The organism is Lentilitoribacter sp. Alg239-R112 (genome assembly GCF_900537175.1).
GTDB lineage: Bacteria > Pseudomonadota > Alphaproteobacteria > Rhizobiales > Rhizobiaceae > Lentilitoribacter.
Genome location: NZ_LS999833.1, coordinates 391,442 through 405,102, shown reverse-complemented (window position 1 = coordinate 405,102; position 13,661 = coordinate 391,442). Strand labels below are relative to the sequence as shown.

The 13,661-nt window shown below is 44.5% G+C and carries 14 protein-coding genes, 1 tRNA gene and 2 pseudogenes; 10 read left to right on the top strand and 7 right to left on the bottom strand.

What is annotated here, in order from left to right; all coding sequences use genetic code 11:
- Positions 1 to 373: 373 nt before the first annotated feature.
- Positions 374 to 447: transfer RNA gene (locus G3W54_RS02325), tRNA-Thr, on the top strand.
- Positions 448 to 622: 175 nt separating this feature from the next.
- The gene (locus tag G3W54_RS02320; protein WP_162651532.1) at positions 623 to 1,159 is read left to right on the top strand and encodes a hypothetical protein; all 537 of its coding nucleotides are present in this window, start codon (positions 623 to 625) and stop codon (positions 1,157 to 1,159) included.
- A gap of 78 nt (positions 1,160 to 1,237) precedes the next feature.
- Here G3W54_RS02320 and G3W54_RS02315 read toward each other — a convergent pair whose 3' ends face one another.
- The 4 genes from G3W54_RS02315 to G3W54_RS02300 all read right to left on the bottom strand — a co-directional run bounded on the left by G3W54_RS02315 (position 1,238) and on the right by G3W54_RS02300 (position 4,419).
- Positions 1,238 to 1,582: a tyrosine-type recombinase/integrase gene (locus G3W54_RS02315; protein ID WP_162651531.1), complete on the bottom strand. Its 345-nt coding sequence runs from the start codon at positions 1,580 to 1,582 to the stop codon at positions 1,238 to 1,240.
- A gap of 73 nt (positions 1,583 to 1,655) precedes the next feature.
- Positions 1,656 to 2,789, bottom strand: coding sequence for a Fic family protein (locus G3W54_RS02310; protein WP_244627813.1), 1,134 nt, complete (start codon positions 2,787 to 2,789; stop codon positions 1,656 to 1,658).
- A gap of 695 nt (positions 2,790 to 3,484) precedes the next feature.
- Positions 3,485 to 4,042, bottom strand: a complete 558-nt coding sequence (locus tag G3W54_RS02305) for a L,D-transpeptidase (RefSeq protein WP_162651530.1) — start codon at positions 4,040 to 4,042, stop codon at positions 3,485 to 3,487.
- Between the two features lie 62 nt (positions 4,043 to 4,104).
- Positions 4,105 to 4,419: a hypothetical protein gene (locus G3W54_RS02300; protein ID WP_162651529.1), complete on the bottom strand. Its 315-nt coding sequence runs from the start codon at positions 4,417 to 4,419 to the stop codon at positions 4,105 to 4,107.
- 104 nt (positions 4,420 to 4,523) lie between these two features.
- Here G3W54_RS02300 and G3W54_RS02295 point away from each other — a divergent pair, with 104 nt between their 5' ends.
- The 6 genes from G3W54_RS02295 to G3W54_RS02270 all read left to right on the top strand — a co-directional run bounded on the left by G3W54_RS02295 (position 4,524) and on the right by G3W54_RS02270 (position 9,522).
- A complete protein-coding gene (locus G3W54_RS02295; RefSeq protein WP_162651528.1) occupies positions 4,524 to 5,051 on the top strand; it encodes a hypothetical protein in 528 nt (175 codons plus the stop codon).
- On the top strand, positions 5,048 to 5,755 hold the full coding sequence (locus G3W54_RS02290; RefSeq protein ID WP_197742778.1) for an HTTM domain-containing protein: 708 nt from the start codon (positions 5,048 to 5,050) through the stop codon (positions 5,753 to 5,755). The genes G3W54_RS02295 and G3W54_RS02290 overlap by 4 nt, the downstream gene beginning before the upstream one ends.
- Positions 5,756 to 5,821: 66 nt before the next feature.
- Complete coding sequence (locus G3W54_RS02285; protein ID WP_162651527.1) at positions 5,822 to 7,009, top strand: MFS transporter; 1,188 nt, start codon at positions 5,822 to 5,824, stop codon at positions 7,007 to 7,009.
- Positions 7,010 to 7,120: 111 nt separating this feature from the next.
- The gene (locus tag G3W54_RS02280) at positions 7,121 to 7,966 is read left to right on the top strand and encodes an ABC transporter substrate-binding protein (protein ID WP_197742777.1); all 846 of its coding nucleotides are present in this window, start codon (positions 7,121 to 7,123) and stop codon (positions 7,964 to 7,966) included.
- Positions 7,967 to 7,972: 6 nt separating this feature from the next.
- Positions 7,973 to 8,794, top strand: a complete 822-nt coding sequence (locus tag G3W54_RS02275) for an amino acid ABC transporter permease (RefSeq protein ID WP_162651526.1) — start codon at positions 7,973 to 7,975, stop codon at positions 8,792 to 8,794.
- On the top strand, positions 8,794 to 9,522 hold the full coding sequence (locus G3W54_RS02270) for an amino acid ABC transporter ATP-binding protein (RefSeq protein WP_162651525.1): 729 nt from the start codon (positions 8,794 to 8,796) through the stop codon (positions 9,520 to 9,522). The genes G3W54_RS02275 and G3W54_RS02270 overlap by 1 nt, the downstream gene beginning before the upstream one ends.
- A 2-nt stretch (positions 9,523 to 9,524) precedes the next feature.
- On the opposite strand, the pseudogene G3W54_RS19245 reads toward G3W54_RS02270, so the two are convergent.
- A pseudogene (locus G3W54_RS19245) lies at positions 9,525 to 9,701 on the bottom strand (inositol monophosphatase family protein); the annotation flags it as partial.
- Position 9,702: 1 nt separating this feature from the next.
- On the opposite strand from G3W54_RS19245, the gene G3W54_RS19240 reads away from it, so the two are divergent.
- Together G3W54_RS19240 and G3W54_RS02260 are read left to right on the top strand one after the other, a co-directional pair.
- Positions 9,703 to 9,903: an ABC transporter permease subunit gene (locus G3W54_RS19240; RefSeq protein WP_244627812.1), complete on the top strand. Its 201-nt coding sequence runs from the start codon at positions 9,703 to 9,705 to the stop codon at positions 9,901 to 9,903.
- Positions 9,884 to 10,030: pseudogene (locus G3W54_RS02260) on the top strand (RpiB/LacA/LacB family sugar-phosphate isomerase); the annotation flags it as partial. The gene G3W54_RS19240 and the pseudogene G3W54_RS02260, both read left to right, overlap by 20 nt.
- A 169-nt stretch (positions 10,031 to 10,199) precedes the next feature.
- Here the strand turns inward: G3W54_RS02260 and rhaI are convergent.
- On the bottom strand, positions 10,200 to 11,474 hold the full coding sequence (gene rhaI / locus G3W54_RS02255) for an L-rhamnose catabolism isomerase (protein ID WP_162651524.1): 1,275 nt from the start codon (positions 11,472 to 11,474) through the stop codon (positions 10,200 to 10,202).
- A 14-nt stretch (positions 11,475 to 11,488) separates the two neighbouring features.
- On the bottom strand, positions 11,489 to 13,603 hold the full coding sequence (locus G3W54_RS02250) for a bifunctional rhamnulose-1-phosphate aldolase/short-chain dehydrogenase (protein ID WP_162651523.1): 2,115 nt from the start codon (positions 13,601 to 13,603) through the stop codon (positions 11,489 to 11,491).
- Positions 13,604 to 13,661 lie beyond the last annotated feature (58 nt).

Below are 13,661 nucleotides of genomic sequence, written 5' to 3'. Positions count from 1 at the left end.
TCATTTTGAAACTGTCCATCACTTACTCCTCAACTTCCATTTTCGATTGTTGTTGAATAGATTCCCACCTTTGGGTGGGGTTGTTTCATGTCCATTTCTAAAATTGCTCAATCGGACCCAGTAGCGCTAATAGCCACGGGTATTTAAACATTGCGTACATAAAAAGAATGTTGAACGCTGTGAATGCCAAGAACACAGATAGGCAAATCAATCCCTGCTTCATGACTAATATTCTCCATATGTAAGAGGGGAGTTATCCACACCGCGAGAAAAATGGGGAAATGAACAACCAACGGTTAGCCAATTAATTCCGTAAACTATTGATCTATATAGAGCGGTTTTAGGGTAGGTTAGCCAAACTAGATTGTTTAAAATCAATGACTTAGGCGCATTGCCTGCTAATTTGTAATCAGTAGGTCCGCGGTTCGAGTCCGTGTGGGGGCACCAGCTAAAAATTCTTCCCCTTATTTCTCAGTATGTTGCAATGATTTTGTGTCCCGCTTTCTGGTAGGGCGCGAAAAAGTGGGACACAAATTGGTAAAATCGGCGTCTTCATTGTCTTAATTTTAGCGCAATCATATGGTGTGTCTTCGAGTGAAATCAATCCAGCATCGGGTGTTGCTTGCTAAAATATTTATGGACTACGTCCGATAGGCCATTGATTTACTGGCTGCTTGGCAGTCTTCTCATGTGGTTGCCACTTCCTGCTAGTGTTTTGGACATCATCATCGCCCCGCAGTGGCATGCTCCGCACTGGCAGTGCGATAGCCTTGGCATTCCTATATATCAAGCCTATTACTTTGCATTACCATGGGCAGGTGTATCGATGCTGACTGCGGCATTGCTGGTTATACCAACTTGCAGAAAAAGGGTGGATGGAGAAAACATATTTCGATTGAAGCATGGGAAACCAACATGGAACGTTATGATTTCCCTACCAGTGGCTTTGGTCTGCTTATTCTTAATAATTTCTACTTTCCAACATATCTGGGATGCTTTGATTCCACAGACAATCACAGCAGACTGCAATGGAAGCGCGGAACCAATAACGGTTACGCGTCATGGACCTGCATTCCAGACAATGCCGATTGTTTTAATCTGTTTTGTGCTATGGTTGTTGCACCTTCGTGCGCTGGCTCTGTCAGATAAAAAACGTTGAAGTTGTTTTACGATGTCCCCTCCAGATTGATAGTGTGAATAGAGTCTCCTGCAAGCTTCTTGCGACGCGCCTCTCTAGCTATTGTTCAGCATGTTTAATGTCTGACCAACCAAATATTGCCATCATCTGCTTTGCTGTAGCACCGTTCTCAGCGGCAAGAGTTGCACCCCCTGAGCGAAGACCAAGTCCTGAGCTGTGGTATAGTCCCGCTTTGTCACATGCTTCTCTGAAGAGGTTGCCGAAGCTTTCGGCGGTATAAGGTGTTCCCAGCGATGACTTGATAAAGCTCGTTTCCCCTTTATCAGTCTGATCTATAACTTCCTGTAATGCTGGAAGAACAGGGGTGTCCACCTCCGTCGGGTTGTCACTATTACGGCCCTTGAATTGGGTTAGATTACGGCCCTTGAATTGGGTTAGGTTCACTCGAAACTCATCACAACCATGGAAGAGATTGCGATTGATTTTGAGGTGAGTTTCGAAATGCTATTCTATGATTTTATGTTCTCACAATTTCCATCAGTGGCTCAAAAGAATATAGTGCAGCGCGCCTTCCTGATGCTGGAACGAGTTCTCTTAGCAGACCGTCTTCCGCAAGTGTACGTGTAAATTTTGCTGCTGTCTGTTTTGGTATCCCACTTCTTTGGGTAAAACGATTGTTCCTGAATATCGGTTGGCTAAAGATAAAATCTTGAGCGACAATACACCATTGTGACGCAAGTTTTTCGCGGAATACACTTTTCATATCCTCATATAGCGTATTGATTTGCGTCGCGGTGTCCATGTTACGTTGGGCTTGCTCGGTTAACGCTTGAAGAAAAAATTCGCACCATCCTGTCCAATCTCCGTTTTGGGATACTTGTCGCATCCTTTCGATGTATTGTTCTTTTTGTTCTTCTAAATATCCACTGACATAAAAATGTGGCGCACTGATTACCTGCTTTTGCCAGAGGGAGAGAGTGATAAGCATTCGTCCGATACGACCATTACCATCCTTGAAAGGATGTAAAGCTTCGAACTCAACATGTGATATAGCCGCTGCGATAAGAGGAAGTTGATCATCTGTATTTATGTAGGAAACTAGTCCCTCCATTGCTGGACCAAGCTGTTCTGGTGATATAGGAATGAAATGTACTTGTCGTTTCCTGTCGTCACCTATGTAGTTCTGTTCCGTTTTATATTTACCGGGTGACTTTGATGCTCCCCGACCTGAGCTTAGTAGCACTTGATGGGCCATCTTAATCAATGATTCTGATAGTGGTTGACCATCTTGCATAGCATTTTGCGCCGAACGCATTGCTAAACCAAATAAGGCTACTTCAAATGCTTCTCTACGAGTTTCAAATGTAGTCGGTTCTGTTGTATCTTCATGGTCGGCTTCATATCTCAAGACTTCATCCAGCGTGGAAATGGTGCCTTCCATGCGTGACGAAACCAAAGCTTCCTGACTGCGTAGAGGTGCTAATAAAATCGCGCTATTGTGCAAAGACCTCAGCATTGTATCATATCTTGCCAAAGCTTCTGCTGCCTTTGTTGCAGGTCCTATAAGCCGACTGTAGTCCAACTCAGACGGTGGAAATTGGCCGTAGTGGTATTCCACGGCTTCTGATACATCATAGTCGTTATTTGCCAATCTAAGCTCCATTGAGTTTGAGGTTTTGAAATTTCCTTTTTGGGGACTCAACACTTTTTGTAATTGCTATATGAACCACAAACAGAGTTGTGTCTAGAAAAATAGCGAATTAGGGACACAAATTGTTTTGTGTATTACATTCGGTACTCAATGGGTCTTGTGGTGCGCATTTTACTAAAATCGTATACTCAAGAGTACTTACGTCGGATGTGTAGTTCCAAAAAGAGCCAGATTAGAAGATAACATATATACGACTTATCTAGAGGCAAACGACATCATTAAGAACTTGAATGATATTAAAATTAGTGGGACACAAATTCCGAAAACATCAATGAAAACAGTGATGCCAATGTGTCCCACTTTGGATTAAGTCTTTAATATTATTGATTGGTGTTCCTCGTGTGGGGCACCATTTTCATTTTTATGTATAAAATCAGACATTCGCGTAACCAACTGTATATTGGATGACGTTTTTAATTTGTCTAAAGATACGTATCTATTAAGCAGATTAATGAGTTCTAGATATCACCTATCTAGGTCATATGATTGTAGTTTATCGGAAAGCACGGTGCGGACTTGATTTCAATCTAACCGGTAAGCCTTGCAAGGTGCTGTGCCAGAATAAGCCCCGATTTTCGGGACTTATTTTCGGCCATTGTGGTTTGTATTTGGGTGTTGCAGCTCTGAGCAGGTGTCTAAAGCACAATAACCTTGGTGTTCAGCGGTACGCGGTCATATAGGTCGATCACATGTTCATTAATCATGCGAATGCAGCCGTTGGAGACGGAGCGGCCGATTGATCTTGGTGAGGTTGTACCGTGAATGCGATAATACGTGTCCACATTGCCTTGATAGAGATAAAGTGCACGCGCACCTAAGGGGTTCTTCGGCCCGCCCGGAACACCGCCAGCATATCTGGCATATTTATGCGGTTCGCGCTTGATCATGTTCTTTGTTGGTGTCCAGCTTGGCCACTCAGCTTTGCGCTTAATGACAGCCGCACCTTGAAATTCCAAACCAGCTTTACCCACGCCAACACCATAGCGGCGCGCCTTACCCCATGGCTCAACGAGATAAAGAAAATGGTTTTTCGGATCGACAACAATCGTCCCCCGTCTATAGCCACGAAATGTGACCTCTTGCGGCTTGAATTTGTCCGCAACCTTAAATTTTGTGTGATGTGCCGATGCTGGCAGGGCAGGGATAGCTGCTGTGGCAATTGCTCCTGCAACAAACGATCGTCTTTTGATCATAATATTCTCCATGAATTAAATTGAATGTACAAAATGCCGGCACTTACCGACCGAACTTACATTCAAACAATAGGAGGACGGAGAAACTCTCTTGTAAGCGCATCTGGAGTTTTAACAGCTAGAATAGCGCGAATACATTCCGCCTTTGGTCCTATAAAGAGCAGGCCAGAAGGGTTGAAAAATTTCGCGTCATTTTGGCATGTAGAGCTTTGCTGCGTATCATCAAGAACGTTTTTAATACAGCATTTATCCGAAGATTGAGATGCAGTGGTGATGATCTGCAAATATTGCGCGTCTGATATATAATTGGCAGGTTCAGCCATATCCAAATAGGAATTGCTTGCGGACAAGACGTGAGTCAGTCCGAAAAAGAACATCAAAAATAATATCCCCAACCTGCGCATGGTTTAAAGTAACCTGAAATACTGTTTCTCTCCAGTCAAACTTTTGTGAGGTTAAAGCGTAGTGCAGGTTTTAAAACGTGCATGAATATGCCTACACCATTGATATATCAGCCAAGTTTAAGAATAGTAATGACAACGGAATCGCTAAAGGCACAAGTGTGATCAGATCTATCGTAAAAACGTTTCAATTGATCTTGCCTGTTCTCATTCCCTCATGGCGATTTTTTGATTCGATTGCACCGTCACCCAGAATTGAATTTACTGTGTTCGATGCGGCGGGCAACACTTGTCAGGATTGGCAAGAATTTTGGCCACGGCCAGCGCGCGTCGGCATAGTGAGGATGCTTCGCCGCATTTTCTGGAATCCTTGCTGGAACGATAGTCTCTATGTTGTGGCATGTGCAGAGCGATTAATTAAGCTGCAAGATGAGGGTACGCAAAAGCACAGTGCAGAGCAGATTGCAAAGCGCATCAGAAACCACCTGTCCGATGATAAAAAGGGTAAGAATTTTAAATTTCGGCTGATCTTCATGAATAGACATGAAAACAAAGTCGTGCGGCACCAGCTTTACATATCCGATCTATTTCAAGGTACTGCGCCATGATTGTTCTGACTTTTGCAGAGGCCATGCGCTATACCCAGATGTTATTGGGATTTGCCTTTATCCTGCAAAGCGTTGAACATCTTCGCAGTAAAGAGGAGATCGAACTTCTTATTTGCAGAATTGCCTTAAGTCTGATGCTAATTTTTGCACCAATTGCGAGCTGGTGGATACCTTGGACCTGTCTTGCGCTCTCATTTATCTCAATCATCAATCTACATCGGTATAACGGTCCCTATAATGGGGGCAGCGATAGAATGGGGTTGCTAATCCTATTTTGTGTGACCATTGCCGAATGGCTGCCCAATCCGAGATGGCAGATATACGTTTTCGGTTATCTGGCGATACAGCTTGTTCTTTCCTATTTCATCTCTGGCCTCGTGAAAGTCGTCAATGCCGACTGGCGCAGCGGCAGAGCGCTTCAAGATGTATTTTTGTTCTCAGCCTATCCGGTGAGCGAGAAGCTACGTGGATTTCACAATAAGTCAAAACTCATGTTCATAATGTCGTGGTGCGTTATGGGGTTTGAACTTATCTTCCCATTGGCTATGCTTGACCAATCATTACTAATAGTCGCACTTATGATTGCGGCGACATTTCATTTTGCCAATGCCTGTCTATTCGGTTTAAATCGCTTTTTCTGGGTCTGGCTGTCTGCCTATCCGTCCATCATTTGGTTGCAGTCTCTAATTTTCTTAACCGCGTAAATATATACTTGTTGTGATGGCGCGATTGTTCTAAGCGAAAGTCATCTCGTACTAGAAGGCGGCCAGGTGTCAGATACTCAATCTAAATTGCTATTTGTTGGCATTGCTTTGGCCTTTCTGATTTGGGGTGCATTGGGCGCCATCATAGGTCCATTATTGCCAGAAATGACAGAGGCTTTCTCGCTTTCATCTGCGCAGGCTGGATTTGTATTTATCCCTTGGTCAACAGGCTTTAGTATAGGAGCGCTTACATCTCAAAGGTTGCTTCACAGATATAAGATCGAAACACTCCTGGCAGCATTTGCTGGCCTGTCGATATTGTTTTGCATAGCATTATTTTTCTGTAATACATTCATACACTTTCTCATTATATTTTCGCTTCTCGGTTCAGCTGGTGGCGCAACGTTTACTCTGGCACACACTTTTGTGGGGCAAACCTTCACCAAGCACAGGGTTGCAGCCATTAGTTCGCTCGATTTGCTGTTTAGTTTTGGCAATGTATCAGCGCCGCTATTACTTGTTTTGTTGTTGTCATTTTCATTCGGCTGGCAGTCGCCATTTCTGTTCTTTGCGCTCGCCTGTTCAATATGTTTGGTTATCTATACAAGTATCTTGCTGTTAACTGCCAAACAAAGACGCTCTGGGGCGGAAGTAAGTTCATCTGATGCAAAACCGTTGACCGCGCCATCGAAAGCTACGTTGCCGATAGGTTATCTCATCATTCCTGCCGTTTTCATGGGGGCATTCGAATGGGGTCAAAGTATATGGTTTGTCTCATATTCTATCGATAGCGGTGCATCTGAAACCGCAGCTCGGATCGGACAATCTGTGTTTCTTGCTGGCATGATATCAATCCGTATTCTAACCATTGCAATTGGGCAAAGAAGTAATGATACAAGGCTTGTTCGCACGCTTTTTGCATTCATTGTTTTGGGAAATCTTATGATTGTGCTGACCGGTGAATATTATATACACCTCGTCGGTTGTTTTATCGCTGGTGCTGGAGTTGGGGCCATGTTCCCTATTATTTTATCGAGAGCAATGGAGGCCGATCCTGCACGAAGTGCGAGCTATTCTGTAACCATGATTTTATGCATTACGGTAGGTGGCCAACTGGCATCTTTGTCAATTGGCACGCTGGCTGATTATTATGGCATTGCGAATACCTTCAGATTCACAACCATTTTTGGAGTTATATTTATCATTGGATTTGAGTTTTTCTGGCGCCGCGCAAAGGCTTCAATTGCAAGTTAGCTTATTGATATAGGACAAAATATCTTTGTGCTTGCAGCCAGTGGGCTTTGGGTCTTAAATAAACCTAATAGTAAATTGAATAGCAATAATTTGAATTCAGGGATCAAACTCATGAAAAAGACATTATCAATTCTCACTCATGCCCTTCTTGGCGTATTGTTGAGCGGAACGATGGCGACATCTGCATTTGCATCTGGCAAAGTTTGCTCCACTGGGCTCACGCTCAACGAAGGCGTTATAACAATAGCAACGGGAAATCCGGCATATTTCCCTTGGGTTATTGATGACGCGCCAGAAAGCGGGCAGGGGTTTGAAGCTGCCGTTGCCTATGCTGTAGCTGAGAAAATGGGTTATCCGAAAGATAAAGTCGAATGGGTTCGTGCAAGCTTTGATGAATCTATTCAGCCCGGCGCAAAGAGTTTTGATATCAATTTGCAGCAATTTTCCATTACGCCAGAGCGTGATCAGGTTGTAGATTTTTCAGAAGCTTATTTTTCATCGCCGATGGCCGTTTTGATCCGCAAGCCTACAATGGAGGCAGGTGCAGAAGCCACAATGGCTTCGCTTAAGAAACTGAAGTGGGGCGCTGCCGCATCTACAACGGCGCTTGGTTTTGTGACCAATGATATTAAGCCTGAAAGCGATGTGCTGCTTTATGATGATGTTGCAAACGTGACAGAAGCTCTAAAGGCTGGACAGATTGATGCTGGATTGTTCGACCTGCCCACAGCGCTGTTCACCAGTGCCGTGCTTTTGGATGATGGCGTTGTCTTGGGTCAATTCCCTGCCGAAATGGCAACAAACCCTGATCAATTTGGCATGTTGATGGCCAATGACAGCCCACTAAAACCTTGCGTTGATGAGGGTATTCGCAAGATTAAAGAAGATGGTACTTTAGCCAAGATTGAAGCTGAATGGCTTCAAACAACAACAGGCGTTCCGCTCATTGCAGAGTAAGCCTAGATGGTGAAGATATTGACCGCGCGCCAGCTTTATGAGCGCCGCGCGCGACGCAAAGGTATTGCCATTGCAAGTGTGAGCACGGCCATTGTTGTCGCGGCAATTATTGTATTTGTTCCCATGGCACCTGGTTGGGAGGCTGTGCAGAAGAGCTTCTTTAATAAGGCAATTTTTCTTAAAACCTTTCCCAAGCTTTTGGATGCATTTTGGCTTGATGTCGCAATCTTTGCGTGGAGTGCGCCGCTCGTCGCAATATTGGGTATGGCCATTGCGCTTTGCCGTGATGTGCGTTCTCCGGCTTTGTTTCCATTGCGGATTTTTGGCGCTATCTTCACTGATATATTTCGCGGTGTTCCGGTGGTGCTGACAATCTATTTGATCGGTTTTGGTATCCCCGGTCTTGGTTTGCCGCGCCCTTGGAACAGCCCATACATTTGGGGCACAGTGGCCCTGGTGTTGACCTACTCGGCCTATGTTGCCGAGATTTTTCGCTCCGGCATTGAAAGTGTACACCAGAGCCAGCGCGCAGCGGCTTTGTCGCTTGGTCTTTCTAACACAGATATGATGCGATATGTCGTACTGCCGCAGGCCATTCGCCGAGTAGTTCCGGCTAACATGAATATGCTGATTGCTCTGCAAAAAGATGTTGCTCTGCTGAGTTTTATTGGCCCAGTCGAGATATTCCGCCAAGCCGGTGTGTTCAAATCGCTATTGGCAAATTTCACCCCCTATGTGGGCGCGGCGTTGATTTTCTTGGCTTTGACAATTCCCGCAACAAGATTTGCCGATCATCTAATGGCCAAACAAAATCGAGAGCGAAGTTAATGGCCAAACTTGAGATCAAGAAGGTCCAAAAATCATTTGGCGATGTCGCTGTGCTCAAAGGTTTGGATTTAAGTGTCCAAGAAGGCGAGATGGTTTGCCTGATTGGCGCATCTGGCTCTGGTAAATCAACGCTTTTACGCACCATCAATTTGCTTGAGCCGATTGATGATGGCGCTGTTTTGCTTGATGGCGAAGATATCTCGTTTCCGGGGCTTGATCCGCAGCCCGTACGCCAACGCATTGGGATGGTGTTTCAAAGTTTCAATCTCTTTCCACATATGACGGCGGAAGAAAACGTTATGCTTGCGCCGCGCCGTATATATAAAAAATCCCGCACTGAGTTACGGCCTGAAATCAGCGCATTGTTTGAACGCTTTGGTCTGGGCGATCGCATGGGCCATTATCCGGACCAACTATCAGGTGGGCAGCAACAACGCGTCGCCATTGTCAGGGCTCTGGCTATGAAGCCTGAAATCATGTTGTTTGATGAGGTTACATCAGCGCTTGATCCAGAATTGGTAGCAGAAGTGCTGGATGTGCTGCGTCAGCTCAAAGCACAAAATATGACGATGATCTTGGCGACCCACGAGATGAATTTTGCAAGGGAAGCGGCAGATCGGGTATGTGTTTTGCATCAGGGTGAGATTATCGAAGAAGGCAAACCAAAAGATATCTTCTCAAACCCGCAACATGAACGAAGTAAGGCTTTTTTGAAAAGCATCTTATAAAATCAAATATCCATTTTAATTTTGCCAGATGTTCCAATAAAATTGGGATTCAGAATATCTGATTTGCCATATTTTAAAGGTGTGCCGTCAAGTTGCTTTAACTCACCGCCAACGCCGTGTAAAATGGCATCACCTGCCGCAGTGTCCCATTCGCATGTTGGCGAAAAACGTGGACAAATAATGGACACTATTTGGTTTCTTTTTCTACTAACCGCCTTATCATCTGTTGACGAAGAGCAACTGGAGTCCGCCGAACTCGACGGAGCTTCTCCTATGAGGAAATCTCGTCCTATTATTTTACCCGCAGTTTTTCCTGTTGCGACCATCACACTATTAATTCGTGAACTGAATTTGGTAAAGCGTTTGCATATCAGCCAATAAGGTGTCTGGAATTTGTGCGGCTCCTTGTCATGATGTATATTTCGCCGAACGTGCTGCGCTTTCCAACAATGCCCAAATTATAACTATGTGTGCACGAGTTATCGGACCTGAACTAGAGGCATCATCATAGCTGGAGGCGTTCATGGTTTATCGCGAATTTGTTGAAGGATAAATTAATTCTATTTGTGGACACAGTTGTCCAGCGAGCGCAGCAGATTGTTGGAACGCAGATTAGGTGGTTCCTCAAAATAAACTTTATCAACAATATCGGCCCGGGCTGCTATCATCCGCATACCCTAAACAATACCTCCGCCAGCGCCGGAAACTACTGGCCGCTCGCCTGCAACCTCGTTGCGATAACCTGATGCTCGGTAGGCCGCAATCGGATCAATAGCGCCTGCGTTATTCACCCGCGCTGTTGCCAGAATTGGTTCAACATCGGTTCTAAATGCACTTTTAAGAATATTTGAAGCCATCAAAGCATCATTGTTTGCTTGCGCGTCCTCAAGTGCCTTGCGATCAACCAATAAAGCCTGAGCATAGGCACGCTGAACTTCCATCGCGCTTGCCATAAGGCTTTCAATCGGATCAGTTACATTATGGCTTTGATCAAGCATATGCATTGGGTTGAAATCAGGTTTGTCATCTGCATCGACCAATTCGTTGAAAACCAAGAACAAGCGGTATGGATCGATGGAACCTGTGTCCAGATCATCATCACCATATTTGCTATCGTTAAAATGGAAACCACCCAGTTTTCCGAACTGAATGAGCCGTGCGACAATCATTTCGATGTTCACATTCGGCGCATGATGACCAAGATCAACAAGGCAAAAAGCTTTCTCGCCCAATTCCTTCGATATGAGATAGTTCGTACCCCAATCCTGCACCACGGTTGAGTAAAATGCAGGTTCATACATTTTATGCTCTGTTAGTAATCGCCAGTCATCGGGCAGGGCTTTATAAATCGACTTTGCACTATCCAAATATCGCTCAAACTGCCTGGTAAAATTCACCTGTCCCGGGAAATTTGAACCATCTCCCACCCAAACAGTTAAAGCCTTAGAGCCAATAGCTCTGCCTAGTTCAATGCAGGCGAGATTATGCTCGATAGCCTGTTGGCGATATGCTTTATCGGTGTGCGAAAGCGAACCAAATTTATAAGAATGATTTTGCCCATCCTGGTCCTGAAATGTATTCGAATTCATCGCATCAAATTTAAGACCAACTTCTTCAGATTTGCTGATCAGGTCCGCGGCTGGAACATCATCCCAAGGGATGTGGAGTGATACAGCAGGTGTTGCTTTCGCTAATTGTTGAATAACACCGCAATCATCAAGCTTGTCGAAAATATGCCGTGGTTCACCTACGCCCGGAAAGCGGGCAAATCTGGTTCCACCCGTGCCAACACCCCAGCTGGGAATGGCAACGCCATATTGTGCAACCTTGGAGCAAATGTTTTCTATATCAACATTTCGCCGCGCGAGTTGTTCGCCTAAATTTTGATAGTCAACATTTAAGTCTTTGGCTTTGAGCTCATTAGACTGCGCAATAATATCACTGCTAATCATTTCTCTGCTCCCCACTATCGCGTAAATGCTTGAACATTACCTGCATCAACATTGATGATATTACCTGTCGACTTTGCAGACAAATCCGATGCTAAGAAATATGCAGCCTCAGCTATGTCCTCAGGAAGCACAGAACGTTTCAGCAAAGATCTTTGACGGTAATGCTCTTCAAGCCCAGCTTTATCTTTGCCATAAGTTGCTGCGCGCTCTTTTAGCCAGTCGCCTGACCAAATTTTAGATCCTTTTAGGACAGCATCTGGATTAACAACATTAACTCTAATGCCCTGCTCAGCGCCCTCTAAAGCCAAACAGCGCGCGAGATGTATTTCGGAAGCTTTTGCAGTACAATATGCGGATGCATTTGGCGATGCCGCCAATCCATTTTTGGATGCGATGAAAACGACCGCTCCACCAAGATTTTGCTTCTTCAGTATTTTGAACGCTTCCCGTCCCGTTAAGAAATACCCAGTTGAGAGGATCGACATGTTCTTGTTCCAGAGATCAAGAGAGGTGTCTTCAACAGGCGCTGAACTTGCAATGCCTGCATTTGATACCAACACATCGACACCACCAAATTCTAAGGTGCAATTTGAAAATGCTTTGATGACTGAAGCCTCATTTGTAACATCCATGATTACCGAGCGAACCACATCATTTGAAAAACGGTCGGCAAGACTACCGTGCACGTCTTTTAAATTGTCTGCATCAATATCAGCTAGCACCACGCAGGCGCCTTCTTCTAGGTATCTTGCCGCTGTCGCTGATCCTATGCCGCCAGCACCACCTGTTACAAGTGCGATGCGACCTTCCATAGATTTCGGTTTTGGCATGCGTTGGAGTTTTGCCTCTTCTAACAGCCAGTATTCAATATCAAATGCTTCTTGTTCAGGTAATCCACAATAGGTGCTAACACCATTTGAGCCACACATTACGTTGATGGCATTGATGTAGAATTCAGCAGATATGCGTGCTGTTGATTTGTTCTTTGCAAACGTGATCATACCAACGCCAGGGATAAGATAGACAACAGCATTTGGGTCACGAAGGGCAGGCGAATTATCACGGCGGCAGCGCTCATAATAAGATTTATAATCTTCTCTATAAGCCGCGATTGACGTTTCCAAACTATCAAGCGTTGCGTTAATGTCTGGATTGTTTGGATCAAGATTTATGATAAGCGGTCTGATCTTAGTTCTTAAAAAATGATCAGGACATGAAGTTCCTAGCTTTGCAAGGTCTGGCAATTGGATAGAATTGACGAACTCAAGGACTGTCGCACTATCATCAAAATGCCCGACCATATGATTTTGACCTGATATCATTCCTCGTATTGCGGGCATTAGTTGATTGGCAATCTCATGGCGCGCCGAAACATCTAAACTTTGATATTTCTCTCCACCAAAAGCAGGCTTGCCTGTCAATTTTTTCGCAAACCAGTCTGTGGCCTTCTGGATAATGTCGACCGTCAACTCATAGCAGGTTTTAGCATCGTCATCCCAAGTGAAAAGACCATGACTTTCCAGAACTACACCCTTCGCACTGGGGTTTTCCAAACAGAATTTCTCAAGCCATAGACCTAACTCAAATCCTGGTCGTTTCCACGGGAGCCAGCCGATATCGTCACCAAAAATCTCTTGTGTTAGCACTTTTGAATTTTCAGATGCTGCAATTGCAATGATAGCATCTGGATGCATATGATCGACATGTTTTTTAGGAACATAGGCATGCAAAGGCGTATCAATTGAAGGTGCGCGGGCATTTAGATTGAAGTTACAATGAGCAAGGTATCCAACCATTTCATCTTCAAATTCAACACCGCGATAGAGATCTTTCAGTGCATTAAGCTTTTCCATGTAAAGTGTAGAAAAACCATCCATCTTGATGGAACCTACGTCGCCGCCGGACCCTTTCACCCACAAAACTTCTACTTGCTCACCCGTTAATGGATCTTTTTCTAAAACTTTTGCAGAGGTATTTCCACCGCCATAATTTGTAATTCTTTTGTCAGACCCAAGAAGATTTGAGCGATAAAGCAGTAATTCTGGCTCGGATTTACCAGCAGCAACTTCTGAATCCCATAAATTTTCTAAGTTAGTTTGATTTTCGGTATTCGCTGCTGGTCGTGACATCTTATCCTCCTCGTTGCAAACAGATATTCAGCTTGCTCATTTTCATTTATCAATAGCT

Excerpts from the sequence above, each read along its gene's own strand:
- rhaI (WP_162651524.1), bottom strand. The coding sequence starts at position 11,474 with ATGATTAGCAGTGATATTATTGCGCAGTCTAATGAGCTCAAAGCCAAA.
- G3W54_RS19240 (WP_244627812.1), top strand. The coding sequence starts at position 9,703 with ATGGACACTATTTGGTTTCTTTTTCTACTAACCGCCTTATCATCTGTT.
- G3W54_RS02270 (WP_162651525.1), top strand. The coding sequence starts at position 8,794 with ATGGCCAAACTTGAGATCAAGAAGGTCCAAAAATCATTTGGCGATGTC.
- G3W54_RS02250 (WP_162651523.1), bottom strand. The coding sequence starts at position 13,603 with ATGTCACGACCAGCAGCGAATACCGAAAATCAAACTAACTTAGAAAAT.
- G3W54_RS02300 (WP_162651529.1), bottom strand. The coding sequence starts at position 4,419 with ATGTTCTTTTTCGGACTGACTCACGTCTTGTCCGCAAGCAATTCCTAT.
- G3W54_RS02290 (WP_197742778.1), top strand. The coding sequence starts at position 5,048 with ATGATTGTTCTGACTTTTGCAGAGGCCATGCGCTATACCCAGATGTTA.
- G3W54_RS02305 (WP_162651530.1), bottom strand. The coding sequence starts at position 4,042 with ATGATCAAAAGACGATCGTTTGTTGCAGGAGCAATTGCCACAGCAGCT.
- G3W54_RS02280 (WP_197742777.1), top strand. The coding sequence starts at position 7,121 with ATGAAAAAGACATTATCAATTCTCACTCATGCCCTTCTTGGCGTATTG.
- G3W54_RS02275 (WP_162651526.1), top strand. The coding sequence starts at position 7,973 with ATGGTGAAGATATTGACCGCGCGCCAGCTTTATGAGCGCCGCGCGCGA.